Origin of the sequence: Methanocaldococcus sp. (genome assembly GCF_024490875.1) — an archaeon.
GTDB lineage: Archaea > AGJL01 > Methanococci > Methanococcales > Methanocaldococcaceae > Methanocaldococcus.
The window spans coordinates 1-19,471 of sequence record NZ_JACCLX010000036.1; the positions used below are offsets into that span (position 1 = coordinate 1).

Annotated in this window: 19 protein-coding genes and 1 tRNA gene; 12 read left to right on the top strand and 8 right to left on the bottom strand. The window is 28.9% G+C overall.

The window, feature by feature from the left end; all coding sequences use genetic code 11:
• The first annotated feature begins 676 nt into the window (after positions 1-676).
• Positions 677-1,543 carry a branched-chain-amino-acid transaminase gene (gene ilvE, locus HZY31_RS06395; RefSeq protein WP_297318592.1) on the top strand — a complete coding sequence of 289 codons (867 nt, stop codon included), beginning with the start codon at positions 677-679 and terminating at the stop codon, positions 1,541-1,543.
• A gap of 47 nt (positions 1,544-1,590) precedes the next feature.
• Here the strand turns inward: ilvE and HZY31_RS06400 are convergent, their stop codons facing one another.
• Both HZY31_RS06400 and HZY31_RS06405 read right to left on the bottom strand, forming a co-directional pair.
• On the bottom strand, positions 1,591-4,227 hold the full coding sequence (locus HZY31_RS06400; RefSeq protein ID WP_297318593.1) for a valine--tRNA ligase: 2,637 nt from the start codon (positions 4,225-4,227) through the stop codon (positions 1,591-1,593).
• A gap of 116 nt (positions 4,228-4,343) precedes the next feature.
• Entirely contained in the window at positions 4,344-4,832 is a 489-nt protein-coding gene (locus HZY31_RS06405) for a hypothetical protein (RefSeq protein ID WP_297318594.1), read from the bottom strand.
• A gap of 183 nt (positions 4,833-5,015) precedes the next feature.
• On the opposite strand from HZY31_RS06405, the gene HZY31_RS06410 reads away from it, so the two are divergent.
• Positions 5,016-5,092, top strand: a tRNA-Val gene (locus HZY31_RS06410).
• 198 nt (positions 5,093-5,290) lie between these two features.
• On the opposite strand, the gene HZY31_RS06415 is transcribed toward HZY31_RS06410, so the two are convergent.
• Positions 5,291-6,142, bottom strand: coding sequence for a cation diffusion facilitator family transporter (locus HZY31_RS06415; RefSeq protein WP_297318595.1), 852 nt, complete (start codon positions 6,140-6,142; stop codon positions 5,291-5,293).
• 19 nt (positions 6,143-6,161) lie between these two features.
• Positions 6,162-6,932 carry an MBL fold metallo-hydrolase gene (locus tag HZY31_RS06420; RefSeq protein WP_297318596.1) on the bottom strand — a complete coding sequence of 257 codons (771 nt, stop codon included), beginning with the start codon at positions 6,930-6,932 and terminating at the stop codon, positions 6,162-6,164.
• 113 nt (positions 6,933-7,045) lie between these two features.
• Here HZY31_RS06420 and HZY31_RS06425 point away from each other — a divergent pair, with 113 nt between their 5' ends.
• Positions 7,046-7,525 carry a hypothetical protein gene (locus HZY31_RS06425; RefSeq protein WP_297318597.1) on the top strand — a complete coding sequence of 160 codons (480 nt, stop codon included), beginning with the start codon at positions 7,046-7,048 and terminating at the stop codon, positions 7,523-7,525.
• Here HZY31_RS06425 and cofG read toward each other — a convergent pair.
• Positions 7,497-8,573: a 7,8-didemethyl-8-hydroxy-5-deazariboflavin synthase subunit CofG gene (gene cofG, locus HZY31_RS06430; RefSeq protein ID WP_297318598.1), complete on the bottom strand. Its 1,077-nt coding sequence runs from the start codon at positions 8,571-8,573 to the stop codon at positions 7,497-7,499. The two genes, HZY31_RS06425 and cofG, sit on opposite strands and share 29 nt — an antisense overlap.
• 202 nt (positions 8,574-8,775) lie before the next feature.
• On the opposite strand from cofG, the gene eif1A reads away from it, so the two are divergent.
• From eif1A to hypB, 4 genes are read left to right on the top strand one after another with little or no spacing between them, the layout of a single operon-like run.
• Complete coding sequence (eif1A, locus tag HZY31_RS06435; protein ID WP_297318599.1) at positions 8,776-9,081, top strand: translation initiation factor eIF-1A; 306 nt, start codon at positions 8,776-8,778, stop codon at positions 9,079-9,081.
• Complete coding sequence (locus HZY31_RS06440) at positions 9,068-9,961, top strand: serine protein kinase RIO (RefSeq protein WP_297318600.1); 894 nt, start codon at positions 9,068-9,070, stop codon at positions 9,959-9,961. Before eif1A ends, HZY31_RS06440 begins: the two co-directional genes overlap by 14 nt.
• Before the next feature lie 27 nt (positions 9,962-9,988).
• Entirely contained in the window at positions 9,989-10,642 is a 654-nt protein-coding gene (locus tag HZY31_RS06445; protein WP_297318601.1) for a KH domain-containing protein, read from the top strand.
• A gap of 11 nt (positions 10,643-10,653) precedes the next feature.
• Positions 10,654-11,334: a hydrogenase nickel incorporation protein HypB gene (hypB, locus tag HZY31_RS06450; protein ID WP_297318602.1), complete on the top strand. Its 681-nt coding sequence runs from the start codon at positions 10,654-10,656 to the stop codon at positions 11,332-11,334.
• Here hypB and HZY31_RS06455 read toward each other — a convergent pair.
• From HZY31_RS06455 to trm14, 3 genes are read right to left on the bottom strand one after another with little or no spacing between them, the layout of a single operon-like run.
• Entirely contained in the window at positions 11,321-12,130 is an 810-nt protein-coding gene (locus tag HZY31_RS06455) for a sulfite exporter TauE/SafE family protein (protein ID WP_297318603.1), read from the bottom strand. The two genes, hypB and HZY31_RS06455, sit on opposite strands and share 14 nt — an antisense overlap.
• 7 nt (positions 12,131-12,137) lie before the next feature.
• Entirely contained in the window at positions 12,138-12,941 is an 804-nt protein-coding gene (locus HZY31_RS06460; protein ID WP_297318604.1) for a DUF63 family protein, read from the bottom strand.
• A gap of 18 nt (positions 12,942-12,959) precedes the next feature.
• Complete coding sequence (gene trm14 / locus HZY31_RS06465; RefSeq protein WP_297318605.1) at positions 12,960-14,105, bottom strand: tRNA (guanine(6)-N2)-methyltransferase; 1,146 nt, start codon at positions 14,103-14,105, stop codon at positions 12,960-12,962.
• 60 nt (positions 14,106-14,165) lie between these two features.
• On the opposite strand from trm14, the gene HZY31_RS06470 reads away from it, so the two are divergent.
• The 5 genes from HZY31_RS06470 to HZY31_RS06490 all read left to right on the top strand — a co-directional run bounded on the left by HZY31_RS06470 (position 14,166) and on the right by HZY31_RS06490 (position 19,463).
• On the top strand, positions 14,166-15,296 hold the full coding sequence (locus HZY31_RS06470; RefSeq protein ID WP_297318606.1) for a Coenzyme F420 hydrogenase/dehydrogenase, beta subunit C-terminal domain: 1,131 nt from the start codon (positions 14,166-14,168) through the stop codon (positions 15,294-15,296).
• Positions 15,297-15,392: 96 nt separating this feature from the next.
• Positions 15,393-16,226 (top strand): F420-dependent methylenetetrahydromethanopterin dehydrogenase, encoded by an 834-nt coding sequence (locus HZY31_RS06475; RefSeq protein ID WP_297318607.1) that lies wholly within the window; start codon positions 15,393-15,395, stop codon positions 16,224-16,226.
• Positions 16,227-16,376: 150 nt separating this feature from the next.
• Positions 16,377-17,660: a 3-phosphoshikimate 1-carboxyvinyltransferase gene (gene aroA, locus HZY31_RS06480; RefSeq protein ID WP_297318608.1), complete on the top strand. Its 1,284-nt coding sequence runs from the start codon at positions 16,377-16,379 to the stop codon at positions 17,658-17,660.
• Between the two features lie 26 nt (positions 17,661-17,686).
• Positions 17,687-18,883 (top strand): homocitrate synthase family protein, encoded by a 1,197-nt coding sequence (locus tag HZY31_RS06485; protein ID WP_297318609.1) that lies wholly within the window; start codon positions 17,687-17,689, stop codon positions 18,881-18,883.
• 1 nt (position 18,884) lies between these two features.
• Positions 18,885-19,463 (top strand): pyruvate kinase alpha/beta domain-containing protein, encoded by a 579-nt coding sequence (locus HZY31_RS06490; RefSeq protein ID WP_297318610.1) that lies wholly within the window; start codon positions 18,885-18,887, stop codon positions 19,461-19,463.
• The last annotated feature ends 8 nt before the right edge of the window (positions 19,464-19,471 follow it).

Consider the following 19,471-nt stretch of genomic DNA (forward strand, 5'->3'; position numbering starts at 1 on the left):
CTATTAAACTCATACATTTTTATATTTATATTCTTTTTAAAAGTAATACTGACCCCCGGTAAAATTTCGATTTGAATATTATAAAATCATAAAAATATCTAAAAAATATTATAGCAATATGAAAAATATTAAAATTATAATATTATTATAATAAAAAATAGAAAATTTTTATTATAGTAATATTATTAAATCCCGAGAGTAAATATTATATAAATATGAAAATTTTTTAAAAATATATTAAAAATATGCAATATAAATCCAAATTTTTTAATTTATTTATAATCTTTTAAGCATAAAAGAAGGACAAAATGTCCTTTATTACATACTGAATTTATAAGTTTTTATATTCACATCTTTTTTAAGAGTAATACTGACCCTCGGGAAAATTTCCTTTTGGATAATACAAAATAAGAAAAATACTAAAAAAATATTATAATAATATGAAAAATATTAAAATCGTAATAGAATATAATAAAAATTTAAAATTTTTTACGATTTAATATTATCAAGATCCAGTAATAGATAATATGCTTATATGAAAATTTTTAAAAATAATATTACAAATATTAAAAAATTAACCAAAAAGCCCAAATTTTTTACAAGTAAGGAGAAGAAAATTTTTAAATAATGTTAATATCAATTTGTTATTTTGCATAATTAGGTAAAGGTGAGGTTAATGAAAATTTACTTAAACGGAAAATTTGTCGAGAAAGAAGATGCAAAAATTTCAGTATTTGATCACGGTTTGTTGTATGGAGATGGAGTATTTGAAGGAATTAGGGCATATGATGGCGTTGTTTTTATGTTAAAAGAACATATTGACAGATTGTATGACTCTGCAAAATCTATATGTCTTGACATTCCACTAACAAAAGAGGAAATGGTTAATATAGTTTTAGATACTTTGAGAGTTAATAAGTTAAGAGATGCATATATAAGGTTGGTAGTTACAAGAGGCGTAGGAGATTTAGGATTAGATCCAAGAAAATGTGAAAAACCCACTATTTTTTGTATAGCAATTCCTATGCCTCCATTATTAGGAGAGGATGGGATTAGAGCAATAACAGTTTCAGTTAGAAGATTACCAGTAGATGTTTTAAATCCCGCAGTTAAATCATTAAATTATTTAAATAGTGTGTTAGCAAAGATTCAGGCAAATTATGCAGGAGTTGATGAAGCATTTTTATTAGATGATAAAGGATTTGTAGTTGAGGGAACAGGAGATAACATTTTCATTGTTAAAAATGGCGTTTTAAAAACTCCACCAGTTTATTCAAGTATATTAAAAGGAATTACAAGAGATGTAGTTATAAAATTGGCAAAAGATGAAGGTATTGAAGTTGTTGAAGAACCATTAACATTACATGATATATATACTGCTGATGAACTCTTCATTACAGGAACAGCCGCGGAAATAGTTCCAGTATTTGAAGTTGACGGTAGAGTTATAAACGACAGAAAAGTAGGAGAAATAACTAAAAAACTAAGAGAAAAATTTAAAGAGATTAGAACAAAGTGGGGAATAAAAGTTTATGATGAATAAAAATAAAAAAGTTAAAAATTTATTTTATTTATTTTATTTTTCTAATTTTATTTTCTAATAACTGCTACTGCCAATACATTTTCAATATCTACTGAATCTACTTCCTCACCTTCGCAGAATAATGCCCTCTTAACATCCTTAATATGTTCCTTTCTAATTACTCCATACTCAGTATTTAATCCCTCATTTATTATCTTATCCAATGTTTCCTCATCAGCATTTTTAATTAGATCCATAACATACTTAGCATTCTTTTTAAATTCTGGGCCTATTTTAGATTTATCAGGAATTATTTCAACTATTCTATACTCTAAATCTGGCTTACCTTTTATTATTTCAAGGTTTTCAATTTTTAAAGTTCCTTTAATGTCATTTGCTGTTTTTATTAATGCATTGTATGTCTCTTCATCCTCTGTATATATTTCAACATACTTTAATGGAGCATTTAAAGGCATTCCTTTATTGGATTTAAATCTTCTAATAGATATTACAGTATTTTTGGCTATTTCTCCAATTTTTTCTATTTCTTCATTTAAAAATTTCTCATCAACCTCTGGGAATGAGAAGTGTAGATTCTCAATTTTATAAATCTCAGCTATATAATCTGCAAAGTGTGGAGCGAATGGACAGAGTAATCTTATTAACTTGTCTATTACATAGTATAGAGTCCATCTTGCCTCTTTTTTATCATCCTCATTATTACCATACAATCTATATTTAACCATCTCTATATAATTGTCGCAAAACTCATGCCATACGAACTTGTAAATTTCTACTATTGTATTAAATCTATAATTCTCCAAATCTCTATTAACTCTATCAATTAACTTCTGTAATTTGCTCAAAATCCACAAATCTATTGGATTCTTTACATCCAATGGTTTTTTTAACTCTTCAATAATCTCATCATTTATATGCATCTTAGCAAATCTACAAGCATTCCAAAACTTTCTTAAAAATCTATAACCGTAATCAACTTCTTTCCATAAAAATTGGACATCATCTCCAATAACGCTATTACTTGCCCACAATCTTAAAGCGTCTGCTCCATATTTTTCTATAATCTCATCTGGCTCTACAACATTACCCCTACTTTTACTCATCTTATGCCCATCTTCTCCAAACACCATTCCATTTATAACTATCTCATCCCATGGCTTTTTTCCAGTTAAGGCAACAGACTTAACTATTGTATAGAAAGCCCAAGTTCTAATAATATCATGCCCCTGTGGTCTTAGTTGAACAGGATAATGTTTTTCAAAGAATTCATTATCATCTAACCACTTTGTTATAACCATTGGTGTTATTGAAGAATCCATCCAAGTATCTAAAACATCTGTTTCAGGAATTAAATCTCTATTACCGCACTTATCACATACATAACCTGTTTTAGTTGGGTCTATTGGTAAATCCTCTTCCTTAGCAACTACTACATTTCCACATTTTTTGCAATACCATACTGGAATAGGAGTAGCAAATATTCTCTGCCTACTTATAACCCAATCCCAATCCATGTCTTCAATCCAATTTAATAATCTAATTTTCATATGTTCAGGAACCCATTTAATCTCATTAGCAACTTCTTTAACTTTTGGAATTAATTTTTTAACATTAACGAACCACTGTTCAGTAACTATAATTTCAATAGGAGTTTTACATCTCCAACAAACTCCAACATTTTGCTTTATTGTCTCTTGCTTAACTAAATATCCTTCTTTCTTTAAATCTTCTATAATCAATTTTCTGGCTTCTTCTGTTTTTAATCCTTTATATTTACCAGCAATTTCAGTTAAAGTTCCTTTTTCGTCAATTGCTTTTTTAATTTCCAATTTGTGCCTATTTACCCACAGAACATCTGTTTTATCCCCAAAAGTACATACCATAACTGCTCCAGTACCAAACTCTTTTTCAACATCTTTATCTGCTAACAGTTTAACCTTATGCCCAAATAATGGAACTATAAACTCTTTTCCAATTAAATCTTTATATCTCTCATCCTCTGGATGAACTAATATAGCAACACATGCCGCCATAAGCTCAGGTCTTGTTGTTGCTATAATTATATATTCATCTCCATCAGCACTGGGGAATTTTATGTAATTTAATTTACTCTCCCTTTCAATGTATTCAACTTCAGCAAATGCTATTGCAGTTTGACATCTTGGACACCAATTTACTGGAAACTTCCCTCTATAAATTAAACCATCTTTATACATTCTAACGAAAGCTGTTTGTGACTTTTTAATGTATTCAGGAGTCATAGTTATATACTCTCTATCCCAATCAATAGATATTCCAAGAGATTTTATCTGTTTTCTCATTTTTTCAATGTTTTCTTCAGTTAATTTTATACATAACTCTCTAAATTTTTGTCTGTCAATGTCAGATTTTGTTATTCCATACATCTCTTCAACTTTAACCTCTGTAGGAAGTCCATGACAATCCCAACCTTGTGGAAACAAAACATTATAGCCCTTCATTCTTTTAAATCTTGCAATTATATCCATATATGTCCAATTTAGAGCGTGTCCTAAGTGTAATCTACCAGTAGGATATGGTGGAGGAGTGTCAATAATGTATGGTGGTTTTTTGCTATTTTCATCAAATTTGTAAATTTTGCTTTCTTCCCATTTCTTCTGTATTTGTTTTTCAATTTCTATATTGTAATTTTTAGGCATTTCCATAATTATTCACCAATTCTAATTTTGTTTTGTAATTTAATAAATAATAAGTATTAAAAAATTTACTATTTTTTATTAATTTAAATATATCAATAAAAAGATATAAAAATAAAATTAGTTCAACTACATTGAATAACAAACCAACAATAGCCATTTTCTTTTTTTAGTAGTTGATTAGTTCCATTCCAATATTTTATCCTATAATTTTTATTTTTTAAATATGATAACAAACTTGTTATTAATGAAGGAATAGGACACGCACTTCCTGGAATTTCAGCCTCTCCAATTTGTTTTGGGCAGTATTTGCATTTGTCTATTTTAATTCCAATAATTATAGCATTTTTATCTTTTCTTATAATTGTATCATCACATATCTGTAAAAAGTCAATTAAAAACATTATAAGTTCTATATCATTATTTGGAATTTTATATTCTAAATCTGAAATACACCTACCAATCTTTTTTCCTATTTTTAAACCAATTACATTAGTTGTGCCTTGATTTAATACTCCTAAATTAGCTAACTCTCCTAAAAATGATGTTAAAACTATATGAAGTGAATGTAAATTTCTATCTTTTATAAGATTTTTATAGGACTTTACTCCCATGATATCCCCCTACTCTAATAAACTTTAATTATTATAAAAATATCCTGAACAATTAATAATTAAATTATAGAATATATAAATAATTTTCGGTAATAAATTATATTAATTTAAATATAGAATGACATTGATGTCCGAAATGTTTATATATAAGTTACTCATACTAATAATCTCGCTGACTGTCGTGGGCTCGTGGTCTAGCTGGCTATGATGCCGCCCTGACACGGCGGTGGTCGGGAGTTCGAATCTCCCCGAGCCCACCAATCCTTAAATAGGCAGAGCATTTTGGGTATAGCAATAGGGCGAAGCCTTATGCTTTGAGACTTCCCGAAACTACTATTTTTATTTTTAGAGAAATAGATTATTATATTTAAATTTCTGATAGATTTTTCTTTTTATCTTTTTTATTAAATTTGTTAAAAATAGAATAAATTAGGAAAATATTAATTAATATTATTTAATTAATCAACAATATCAACATGAACATATGCCTTTTCAACATTATCTAATTTTTCTAATCTATTTTTAACTTCTACCTCAATATCGTGCATTTCCTTTGCAGTTATATTTGAAGGCACTTCTACATGTAATTCAACATAGATTTTAGGTCCTACATAATGAGCTTTTATATCATGAACTCCTATAACCTTATCTACACTTAATGCCTCTTTTTTTACAATCTCATAAAAATCCTCTGGAGGAGAAGAACCAGTTAAATACTTAACACTGGTTATAATTATTTCAATAGAAACCTTAGCAATCATAATTGAAACAATTATCCCAGCAATGGCATCACCATAACTTACTCCAAATTTCTCCAACAATAAACCAATTAAAACTACTATACTACTTAGAACATCACTTCTATGGTGATAGGCATCTGCAATTAATATTTGACTATTTAACTTTTTTCCTACATATAAACTATATTGTGTCATTAACTCCTTAGATATTATTGAAATTATAACCACTGTGAGCATTATAATATTGACAGTAATTACTTCCTTACTGAAAAGTCTTTCAATTGCAAATTTACCAATCTCGCAGGCAGTAAAAAATAACGCCAGACCCATTAAAAAAGCTATTAATGGCTCAAATCTTGAATGTCCTAATGGATGAGATTTATCAGCAGGTTTTGAAGCAATTTTTATCCCAATATATCCTAAAACACTTGTTAAAACATCAGATAAAGAATGAACTCCATCAGAGATTAAAGATATACTCGAATATATATAACCAACTATTATTTTTATTACTCCTAAAAAGATATTACCAACAATACTCACAATTATTGGCTTTTCTTTTTCATTCATAAAAATCCCAAACTAAATTTTAAACACTGATAACTTTTCCAACATGTCCATAGATGAAGTTGTTTAATTGAGATATTTTTGTTAATGCCTTAAATCCAGTGCAATGCATTGGCATAATCCAAAAATCTTGTGATTTGAAGTAATCTACAATTTTATTTAAGTAGTTATCAGAAACAGATACTAAGTGGAAACCACCTAAAACTCCTTTAATTTCACTCAACTTTTTTCCATATTCAACTACATTTATTATTCCACTGTGAGAACAGCCAGTAATTAAAACTCCATTAGCAATTAAAAACATATCATCATTTATTTCATCTTTTACTTTTTTTCCATCCTTAATACAATGAAATTCTTCCATTTCATACTCATACTCTCTTGGAATGTATCCAGAGATGATAATATCTTTGTCTATTTTGTATGGCTTCTCTATAATCTTTAGGTCTGCTTTTTTTAGAAGATAATCCTTTACTTCTTTATCTATTCCAATATATCTATTTCCAGAATATTTGTCTAAAAAAGCGTCCTTATGAATTATAACCTTTCCACAAATTAAATCGTTCTCTATAATATATTTTAAACCGTCAGTGTGATCGTAATGTCCATGAGATATAACTACATAATCAAAACCTTCTTTTTCATTGAACAATTTTAAATTCTCTCTCAAAACTATTGGGTTTTGCCCAGCGTCAAACAGAATTCTTTTATTGTTAATTTCAATTAAAGCAGAAAAGCCGTGCTGAGCAAAAAATTTTTTATATCCTGTGTTATCAACCAATATCTTAATCATAATTTCACCTCTTAAATTTATAGATTTATTTTCCACATATGCGTATAAATAATTTACGAATAATTACTACTTTTCCTAACAGAGTCATATTAAAAATATTTTTGGTGTTAGGTATGGAACTTAATAAAATTAAAGAAAAAATTAATGAATGGAAAAATAGAGAATGGAGGTGGAAAGGTAAGGGAATGGTTGAAATTAAATTTATCTGTTTAATTGAGAGAGCAGAAAGTTTTAAAAAATTAGTAGAAAATTTAGAGCATATTGTTATTGAATATGAAAAGATAGAAAAACTTATTGAGGATGAGGATATAAAAGAAATTGCTAAATTAAACTTATTCTGTGGAAATAATGTTTATGAAGAGATGTTAAAAGATATTTTAAGTTCAAATAAATTTATATCTTTGACTGTAAGTTTTGATGATAATATTGGCTATGTTAAATACATTGAAAGAGGAAAAGAGGAGATTTTAACATTAGATGGAAAATCTACATATAAGGCGTTGCAAATATTAAAAAATAGATACGAAGACATTTTAAAAAAGCAAATATCTATAATTGAAAACTCTATTTCTTTAACCACCCCATCTCAATAATTTTATTATAAACTTTTTCACTCAACCACTCTCTACTTATATACTTATCATAGACAGGCAATCTCATCTTTAACTTTAATCCTAACTCTTCACTCATATTTCTTAATTCCTCTATTTCTGGCCACTCTGCTTCTGGATTTACATAATCCTTTGTTAGTGGAGAGACACCTCCCCAATCATCCACTCCTGCCAATAAAAATAACTGTCCCGTCTCTCTATTTAAATTTGGAGGAATCTGAATAGAGATATCTTTTAAAATCAACTTTGCTAAAATTATAACCTTCAACATTTTTATAGGTGTTGGCTCCTTAAAATTTTCCATTAAAATGCCTTTCTTAGGTTTGAAGTTTTGAATTATAACTTCTTGAATATGCTTATATTTATCATGGATTTCTTTTATCTTAAATAGAGAATCTACAATTTCCTCATTAGTTTCTCCTATTCCAATTAATAATCCAGTAGTGAATGGAATTTTTAATTTTCCAGCATTTTCAATCATCTCTATTCTTAACTTTGGATCTTTACCCGGGCTGTATTTATGGGAAATAGTATTCATCAACCTCTCTGAGGCGTTTTCTAACATTAACCCCATAGAGGCATTAACATCTTTAAGCATCTTTAACTCTTCATAATCTAAAATTCCACAGTTAGTGTGTGGTAATAGAGAAGTGTTATTTAATGTCCATTCTTCTAAATCGTAAAGATATTCTAATATATTGCTATAACCCAAAGATTTTAACTGTTCCTTAATATCTTTATTTTCATCTACTCTCTCTCCAAAGGTAAATAACGCCTCTCTACAACCTAACTTATCCCCTCTCAATAAGATTTCCTTAACTTCATTCGGCTTCATTAAACTTGGCTTATCTTCTCTAAAAATGCAATATCCACATCTATTTCTACACCACTTAGAAAGAGGAATAAATACATTTTTTGAGTAAGTTACATATTTTCTTTTGAAGTTGTTGTTAATTAAATTTATATAATTCAATATATCATCAACAGATGCAGCGTTGAGAAAATTTATCGCCATCTCTCTACTTATCATACATATCCCCTTATATTTAAATAATTGAACCTTTAATAATTTTATATCGACCATAAAGCAATATATATAATGAGCAATATATTAAATATTTACAGTTAAGATTTAGTTAATTGAAATTATCTTAAAAATAAAAAACACTAGATAATGTGTTTAAAAGCCTTATTTAGTATTTATAAGAAACACTTAAAAAAGGTGAGACAATATGGCAGAGCAACAAGAACAACAAATTAGAGTAAGATTACCAAAAAAAGAAGAGAATGAAATATTAGGAATTATAGAGCAAATGTTAGGAGCAAGTAGAGTAAGAGTTAGATGTTTAGATGGAAAAACAAGATTGGGTAGAATTCCCGGAAGATTAAAGAAAAAGATTTGGGTTAGAGAGGGAGATATTGTTATAATAAAACCATGGGTAGTTCAAGGAGATAAAAAGTGTGACATAATTTGGAGATACACAAAAACACAAGTTGAATGGCTTAAAAGAAAAGGTTACTTAGATGAGATATTATAAAAAGGTGATGAATATAAAAGATTTAGATTTTAAAGTTAAAGATATTGACAAAGAAATTTATGAATTGAATAAATTACTATCTGAAAAGGAAGAGTTTCAATTAGATAGAGAATATCAAAAAGAAATCTTAGAAAAAGAAAGAAAGTTTTTAGAAGATTTAAAAACAGCCAATGAAGTTTTTGATAAAAGAACTCTTATGACATTATTTAGTTTATTGGCAGGAAAACATTTAACAGAGTATATAGGAATAGTAAATTCAGGAAAAGAGGCTGTTGTATTTAAAGCCAGAAAAGGGAAGTTTTATAGGGCTGTTAAAGTTTATAGAGTTTCTACCTGTGATTTTAAAACTATGAGTAAGTATATACAAGGTGATCCAAGATTTCATTTGAGAAAGAGTAGTAGGAGGCAAATTATACACGCGTGGGTAGAAAAAGAATTTAGAAATTTGAGAAGGGCTTCTGAAATTATAAATGCTCCTAAGGCGAGATTGAGGAGGGAGAATGTTTTAGTTATGGATTTTGTTGGATACAGGGGAATTCCTGCTCCAAAACTTAAAGAACTTCAAGATTTAGATTGGGAGAGATACTATAAAATTATAAGAGATAGTATGAAAAAACTTTATGAAGAGGGAGAGTTAATTCATGGAGATCTAAGTGAATATAATATTTTAGTAAAAGATGACGAGCCAGTTTTTATAGATTTTTCTCAGAGTGTTATAACTCAACATCCTTTGGCTCATCCTTTACTTATAAGAGATTGCATAAACATCTGTAATTTTTTTAGAAGAAAGAAAGTTAATTGTAATTATAAAGAGTTATATAAGTATATTACAGGAAATGATATAAATCCAGTTGATGAAGCGATGATTAAGCAGTTGTAAAAAATATTATTTTATATTGGTGAAAAAATGGTGTTTAAAAATATTGACCAAGATAATAATATTGAGATTTTAAAAATCCCAAGAGAAAGAGTTGGTGTTTTAATCGGCAAAAAGGGAAGTGTTAAAAAAACAATTGAAAAAGAGTTGGGAGTTAAATTAGAAATAGATGAAGATGGAACTGTAACTATTTACGGAACTGATAAGCAAAAGGATCCATTAGCTGTTTGGAAGGCTAAGGATATTGTTAGAGCAATTGGAAGGGGATTTAACCCAGAAATCGCTTTAAAATTAGTTAGTGATGAGTATGTTTTAGAAGTTATAGATATAGAAGATTATGCAGGCTCAGAGAAGAGTTTAAGGAGATTAAAAGGAAGAGTTATTGGTAAAGAAGGAAAATCAAGAAAATATATTGAGGAATTAACTGAATCAAATGTCTCTGTTTATGGAAAAACTGTTTCAATAGTTGGAGAGCACGACTCTGTGCAAATAGCAAAAGAGGCTGTTGAAATGCTTTTAAGAGGTGCATCTCACGCAAAAACTTTTAAATTCTTAGAAAGAGAGAGACAAAAAATTAAAAAAACTAAATTTGAGTTATGGAAGAAAAAAAGTGAAGTTGATGAATTGTATGAAAAAATGAATCAAAATTATTATGATTATGAAAATGAAGATTTTGAAAAATAAGGTGGTAAAATATGCATATTGTTGGAGTTTTAGATATTGCAAAGGATATATTAAAGGCAAATAAAAGATTAGCAGACAAAAATAGAAAACTTTTAAATAAACATAATGTTGTTGCCTTTGACTTTATGGGGGCAATAGGTAGTGGTAAAACATTATTAATTGAAAAATTAATTGAAAATTTAAAGGATAAATATAGAATTGCATGTATTGCAGGAGATGTTATAGCAAAATTTGACGCTGATAGAATGAAAAAGCATGGAGTTGAGGTAGTTCCATTAAATACTGGTAAAGAGTGCCACTTAGATGCTCACTTAGTAGGGCATGCATTAGAGGATTTAAATTTAGAGAATATAGATTTATTGTTTATTGAAAATGTAGGAAACTTAATCTGTCCAGCAGATTTCGATTTAGGAACTCACAAAAGAATTGTAATTGTTTCAACAACTGAGGGAGACGATACAATAGAGAAACATCCGGGAATTATGAAAACTGCTGATTTAATAATAATTAATAAAATTGATTTGGCAGATGCTGTTGGGGTAGATTTAAAAAAGATGGAAAATGATGCTAAAAGAATTAATCCAGACGCAGAAGTTATTTTATTAAGTCTAAAAACTATGGAAGGATTTGATAAAGTTTTAGAGTTTATTGAAAATAGTATTAAAGAGGTTAAAGAATCTAATAAATCATAACTAATCCTACTCCTCCTAATATGATGCCAAGAATTATTCTTAAATATCTTGGAGAAATTTTTTGATGAATATGTAATCCTAATTTTGAGGAGTATATTATTGGAGCTACTGTAATTAATGCTATTGGTATTGACACATAGCCAACATTATAAATATAATTTTGAGTGTTTGCCGTTAAGTATGTAATTACTCCACCAATTGAAATTAATGGGACTACACTTATTGTAATTTTTATTACTCTTTTAATTGGATATTTAAATAAAGACATTATTGGAATAATGGTTATACCTCCGCCGATACCAAATAAACCTGCCAATGAACCAGCAATAACCCCACAAACAATAAAATGAACAATACTTCCATTATAAAATTTGTAATTATCTCTATTTTCTTCTGATTTTACTAAATATATACCAATTGTTATTAAAAAAATTCCAAAGAGTTTTTTTAGGATGTAAGTGTTGATATAATTAACAACTAAAAAACTACTAAGTTTTGAAAAAACTAATCCTGTAATTCCTAATGCAATTATAGATTTCCACTCGATATTAAAATTTTCATAATGTTTCATATGTCTAATAAATGATACAATGGAATTTATAAAAACAACAAATAGAGATGTTCCTATAGCAAATTTTATACCATTAGGGATTCCTAAATAATTAAAAACTATTACTAAAATTGGAGCAACTAAAAAACCTCCCCCTAAACCACATAAACTTGCTAAAATCCCAATTATAAACCCTAAAATTATAAACAAGGGTATAAATAACAGTATATCCATCATAATTATCATCTCAATTTTAAACACCCATAACCATTCTAAATAAATCTCTAAGTCCTGGGGCTAATCCAAGAGCCATTATACAAAGTTTTATAATATTCCTTATATTTATGTCATCAACTTCTTTATTTAAAATATATAAAATTACTAAAACTACCAAAAGTTTAAAAGGAATAAAGGCATAAACTCCAAAGTGTTCCATTAAAAATCTTGGTATTGGATGTTGTTCCCAGTAACCATAAAGTCCAATTCCTATTGTTGTGGCTGATGCATCAATTAACTGCCCTATTATAACATAGCTGTCAATTTTTGATTGAAAAATATTTAATTTTAATATTTTATCTAAATATTTAATTAAATAATAAAAGAATCCTACTAAAATTATAATATATAAAATTACTTCAAAATGTTTAAGATGTTGTAAAAATATGAAAATAAAATATAATAAAGGAATTAACCCAACTATTGCTGAAATCTTATAATAGTTCTCTTTAAAAACAATTCTTGAAGTTAAAATAGTTAATATAAAAAATCCACCAATTAAAAAAATAATTCCAGGTGTTATTGTTAAAAAACTTCTTTCAATGTATCCACAATCAACTAATGCCCTCATTAAGGCAATTAATACTGAAAATATAATTCCTGGAATTGCAAACTTTTCATCTATATTTACATTTAACTTTCTCAAAGCTTTATAAAATAAATACAATGCCAATGCTAAAATAGTTCCATAAGTTATCTCTTGGATTATATTATAGCCAGTTCCATATTCTGCTGGATAAATATAATATTTGTAAATAAAATTTTTTATTTCCTCTATCATTTTGTCCCTCAAAAATTTTTATAATGTTAAATAGAATACTTTTGTCATTAGACCACCAAACATAACATTAAACTCCTCTTTAATCTCTAAGTTACTTTTTATTACTGCCTCTTTGAATAATCTATCCTCTCCTGTTATAACAATAAGTCTTGAATTTCCATGCATAATCTTCTTTACTGACATTAAAAATTCATTATATAGTTTTTTAACCATTCTTTTACTACCCATCCTTATGCCGTATGGTGGATTTACTATAATAACATCAACACTATCAAATAAATCCTGCAACTTAGTAGCATCTCCACAGACAAACTTTATAGTGTCTAAAACTCCTGCACTTTTAGCGTTTTCTTTTGCTCCCTCTAAATATTTTTGGTTTTTATCTAAACCAATTATATTATAATAATTTTCTTTTTCAACAACTTCCTTTTTTACTTCATTTAAAAGCTCTTCTCCAAACATATTCACAAATATAAAGCCATATTTTTTTTCTCTAAATTTGCCGGGTGGGATATTTCTTTTTATTAATGCCCCTTCAATTGGAATTGTCCCACTACCACACATAGGGTCTAATAATATCTCATCATCCTTCCAATCACTTAAATAAATTAAAGATGAGGCAATAGTTGAATCTATATGTGCTGGATGATTAAAAACTCTATAACCTCTTTTATCTAATGCTGTATCTCCTGTTGTATCAATTCCAATAATTAACTCATCAAATACAACTTCCACTCTAACAATAACATCTGGATAATCTAAATTTACCTTTAATCTCACATTTTTATCTTTTTGATATGATTTTATTAACGCCTCTCCCGCAACTCTTCCAATGTCTATTGATGTAAAATTATGCTCTCCAATTCTTAACGGTCTAATGGCGAAACTTTGAAATTCTTTAATATAATTAGTCCAATCAATGTTATAAACTCTGTCATAGACATCTTCTAAGGAGATATTTGGAATTTTTTCTTTATGCAATAAAATATTTAATCTTTTTATAGTTCTTGAAAAATAGTTAATCTTAGGAATTAAATATAAATCTCCATTGAAAAATATTCTACCCTTTCCTTCTCTAACTTCTCTAATTTTTCCTCCAAATTCTTCAATCTCTCTCTTAGATATTTTTTCCAATCCTGGAGATAATGTAACATAGAAATCCATAAAAATTCCTCGTTACAGTTTTTTTTGTTCTTTATGTAAAGAATTTTTAATGGTGATAGAATGAATAAATATTTATTAGTTCAGGCGACTGATGAGGAGATTTTAAAAAATGCGGAATGTGGAGGAGCAGTAACGGCATTATTTAAATACTTATTAGATAAAAAACTTGTGGATGGTGTCTTGACATTAAAGAAAGGAGAAGATATTTACGATGGGATCCCAGTATTTGTAAAGAATTTAAATGAATTAATTAAAACTGCTGGTTCTCTGCATTGTGCTCCAACGAATTTTGGGAAGTTGATAAAGAATTATTTGGCAGATAAAAGAATAGCAGTCTCTGTTAAGCCGTGTGACGCTATGGCTATTAGAGAATTGGCGAAGTTAAAACAAGTTAATTTAGATAACATTTATATGATAGGTTTGAACTGTGGAGGGACCATAAGTCCAATAACAGCAATGAAAATGATAGAGTTATTTTATGAAGTAGATCCGAAAGATGTTGTGAAGGAAGAGATTGATAAAGGGAAATTTATTATCGAGTTAAAGAATGGGGAACATAAAGCAATAAAAATTGATGAGTTGGAGGAAAAGGGTTATGGAAGAAGGAAAAATTGCCAAAGATGTGAATTAAAAATTCCAAGAAATGCAGATTTGGCATGTGGTAATTGGGGGGCTGAGGAGGGATGGACATTCGTTGAAATCTGTTCAGAGAAAGGAAGAGAACTAATTAAAAATGCTGAAAGAGAGGGGTATATAAAAGTTAAAGAGCCATCTAAAAAGAATATTGAGATTAGAGAAAAAATTGAAAAAAGTATGATTAAACTCGCTAAAAGTTTCCAAAAGAAACATTTAGAGGAGGAATATCCTAGTATTGAAAAATGGTATGAGTATTGGAATAGATGCATTAAATGTTATGGTTGTAGAGATGCATGTCCAATTTGTTTCTGTAAAGAGTGTATATTAGAAATAATAGATAAAGGTAAAATTCCTCCAGATCCAATAATGTTCCAAGGAATTAGATTATCCCATATTTCTCAAAGTTGCATAAACTGTGGACAGTGTGAAGATGCCTGTCCAATGGATATTCCTTTAAGTTATATATTTCACAGAATGCAACTAAAAATTAGAGACCTCTATGGATATGTCCCAGGAGTTAATGATAAAATGCCACCATTATTTGATTTTGAATGAAAATAAATAATAAATTATATATATTTATTATTACAAAAATTATTATAAGTTATAAAAAAATCTATAAGAAAATTCAAGATATGGGAGGGGATATAAATGGTAGTAAGAATTGGAGTAATAAAATGTGGAAATTTAGGAATCTCACCATTAATTGACTTATCATTGGATGAAAGAGCAGATAGGAAAGATATAGCTGTTAGAGTGTTAGGTAGTGGGGCTAAGATGGATCCTGAATCAGTAGAAGAAGTTACAAATAAGATGGTTAATGAAATTAAGCCAGATATTATTATATATGTAGGTCCAAACCCAGGGGCTCCTGGACCAAAGAAAGCAAGAGAAATATTAAGTAAGAGTGGAATCCCATCAGTAATTGTTGGAGATGCTCCGGGATTGAGAGTTAAGGATGAGATGGAACAGCAAGGATTGGGATATATAATAATAAAATGCGATGCGATGATTGGAGCAAGAAGAGAGTTTTTAGACCCAGTAGAAGTGGCAATGTTTAATTCAGACATTTTAAGAATTATAGGGGGAACAGGTGTTTTAAGAATTGTTCAAAATGCAATTGATGAAATGATTACAGCAATAAAAGAAGGAAAACAAGTTGAATTGCCAAGAATAGTTATTGATGAAGAGAAAGCAGTTGAAGCAATGGAATTTACAAATCCTTATGCAAAGGCAAAAGCAATGGCCGCCTTCGTTATCGCTGAAAAAGTGGCTGATGTAGATGTAAAAGGATGTTTTATTGTAAAAGAGGCAGAGAGATATATTCCTATCGTAGCATCTGCTCATGAAATGTTGAGGTATGCGGCTAAGTTAGTAGATGAGGCAAGAGAGTTAGAAAAAGCAATGGATGCAGTTAGTAGAAAACCACACGCACCTGATGGAAGAATACTAAGCAAGAAAAAATTAATGGAGAAACCTCAATAATTTTGAGTATTAACTTTTCTATTTTTCTCTTATTTTTTAATTATTAGGTTATATTATCTTTCTATTTTTAAAGCCAAATTAAATATTAAATAGTTAAAGTTAATATTAATTATAAAAAAACTAATTAATAAATCGTTATATGGTGATATTTTGTTAATAGTAAAAAAAACTGAGAGATTGGAAGGAACTATTAAATCTCCTCCCTCAAAGTCATATACACATAGAGCAGTTATTGGATCTTCATTAGCAGAGGGTAAAAGTATAATAAAAAATCCTCTCTGGGGAGAGGATTGCTTATCATCTGTCAATGGATGTCGTATGCTTGGAGCCAATATAATATTAGATAAAAAAAAAGATGAGTGGATTGTTGAAGGCGGAAAGTTAAAGACACCAGATAATGTAATAGATGTTGGAAATAGTGGGACTACATTAAGGATTTTAACATCAATCAGTTCTCAAATTCCAAAAGGATATGCAATTTTGACTGGAGATGATTCAATTAGGAGGAGACCAATGCAACCATTGTTAGATGCATTAAAACAACTCAATATAGAGGCATTTTCATCAAAAATGGATGGAACTGCCCCAGTAATAGTTAAAAGTTCTAAAATTTCAGGAAATGTTGTAAAGATTAGAGGTGATATAAGTTCTCAGTTTATAACTTCATTAATGATGCTTCTTCCATTTAATAATGAAGACACTAAAATAATTTTAACTTCTCCATTAAAATCAAAGCCCTATATTGATGTAACAATAGACATATTAAATAAATTTGGAATAAAAATTGATAAAACAGAAAATGGCTTTTTAGTTTATGGAAATCAAAAATATAAACCTATAAATTACATAGTTGAGGGAGATTATTCCTCTTCCTCTTATTTAATCGCCGCAGGTGTCTTAATAAATTCAGATTTAACAATAGAAAATTTATTTTCAGATTCAAAACAGGGAGATAAGGCAATAATTAATATTGTCAAAGAAATGGGAGCAGATATTAAAGTCAAAAAAGATAAGGTTATTATTAATGGAGAGTATAACTTAGAAGGTATTGATATAGATGTTAAAGACATTCCTGATTTAGTTCCTACCATAGCAGTTCTTGGATGCTTTGCAGAAGGAAAAACAGAAATATTCAATGGAGAACATGTAAGATTGAAAGAATGTGATAGATTAAGAGCATGTGCTATAGAATTGAGAAAGATGGGTGCAGATATTAAAGAAAAACCAGATGGATTAATAATAAGAGGAGTAAAAAAATTAAAAGGGGCTAAATTAAATACATACAATGACCATAGGTTGGTTATGGCATTTACAGTTGCTGGTTTAAAGGCAGAGGGAGAAACAATAATTGACAATGAGGAATCTGTAAAAATATCATTCCCAAACTTCGTTGAGGTGATGAAAAGTATAGGAGCAAATATAGAAGTGAAATAGAAAAACTTAATAGTATGGTGAGATATATGGACTTTTTATTTGAAAATAATTGGAAGGCTGTTTGTCCTTACAATCCAAAGTTAGATTTGAAGGATATTTACATATATGACACAACTCTTAGGGATGGAGAGCAAACCCCTGGGGTTTGTTTTACTAAGGAGCAGAAACTGAATATAGCCAGAAAATTAGATGAACTTGGAATAAACCAAATTGAAGCAGGATTTCCAATTGTCTCTGAAAGAGAGGCGGAAATTGTTAAAGCAATTGCAAATGAAGGATTGAATGCAGATATTTTAGCATTATGTAGAACATTAAAAAAAGATATAGATAAGGCAATTGACTGTGATGTTGATGGAATAATAACCTTTATAGCCACTTCCCCATTGCACTTAAAATATAAATTCAATGGTAAAAGTTTAGACGACATTTTAAAGATGGGAGTTGAGGCAGTAGAATATGCAAAAGATCATGGATTATTTGTTGCCTTTTCAGCAGAAGATGCTACAAGAACTCCTATAGAAGATTTAATTAAAGTTCATAGAGCTGCTGAAGAATCTGGGGCGGATAGAGTTCATATTGCAGACACTACAGGGTGTGCTACTCCCCAAAGTATGGAGTTCATATGTAAAAAGTTAAAAGAAAATTTAAAAAAGGCTCATATTGGAGTTCATTGCCATAATGACTTTGGATTTGCAGTTATAAATTCTATATATGGTTTAATTGGAGGAGCTAAGGCAGTTTCAACAACAGTTAATGGGATTGGAGAGAGGGCAGGAAATGCCGCATTAGAAGAGTTAGTAATGGCTTTAACTGTATTATATGATGTTGATTTAAGGTTGAATTTGGAAGTTCTGCCAGAATTATGTAAGATGGTTGAAGAATACTCTGGAATAAAGTTACCAAAGAATAAGCCAATAGTTGGAGAACTTGTATTTTCTCACGAAAGTGGGATTCACGTAGATGCCGTCATAGAGAATCCATTAACTTACGAGCCATTTCTTCCAGAAAAAATTGGAATTAAGAGAAATATTGTATTAGGTAAGCATTCTGGTTGTAGGGCAGTGGCATATAAATTGAAACTTATGGGTATAGAATATGATAAAGATATGCTATGTGAAATAGTTAAAAAAGTTAAAGAAAAGAGAGAAGAGGGAATATTTATAAGTGATGAGGTATTTAAAGAAATTGTTGATGAAGTTTTAAAAAAGAGAAAGGGTAGATAATATGAAGCTTTTTGAATATCCTGGAAAAGAGAATACAGATGAAACTTTAAAAATAGCAGTTGAAAGATCTAAAAAAGGAGATATAAAAAGTATTGTAGTAGCATCATCTACTGGAGAAACTGCTAAAAAATTACTTGATATATTGGAGAAAGAAAATCTAAATTTAAATGTGGTTGTTGTAACTTATCACCAAGGATTTTATGGGGAAGATATAATTTCAATGAGTGAAGAAGTTGAGGAGGAATTAAAAAAGAGAGGAGCTAAGGTATTTAGAGGACCTCATGCATTGAGTGGTGTTGAGAGAGGAATATCAAATAAATTAGGTGGCTATGGTCCTGTTCAAGTTATTGCCGAGACATTAAGAACTTTTGGACAAGGAGTTAAGGTTTGTTATGAAATTACTATTATGGCTTGTGATGCTGGATTAATAAAAGCTAAAGAAGAGGTTATCGCTATAGGAGGGACTGGTAGAGGAGCAGATACCGCAATGGTTATAAAACCTGCAAATATGAACACATTCTTTAATATTGAGGCGAGAGAAATTTTATGTATGCCAAGATTTAAAAAGAAAAAAGAATAAAATTTTAT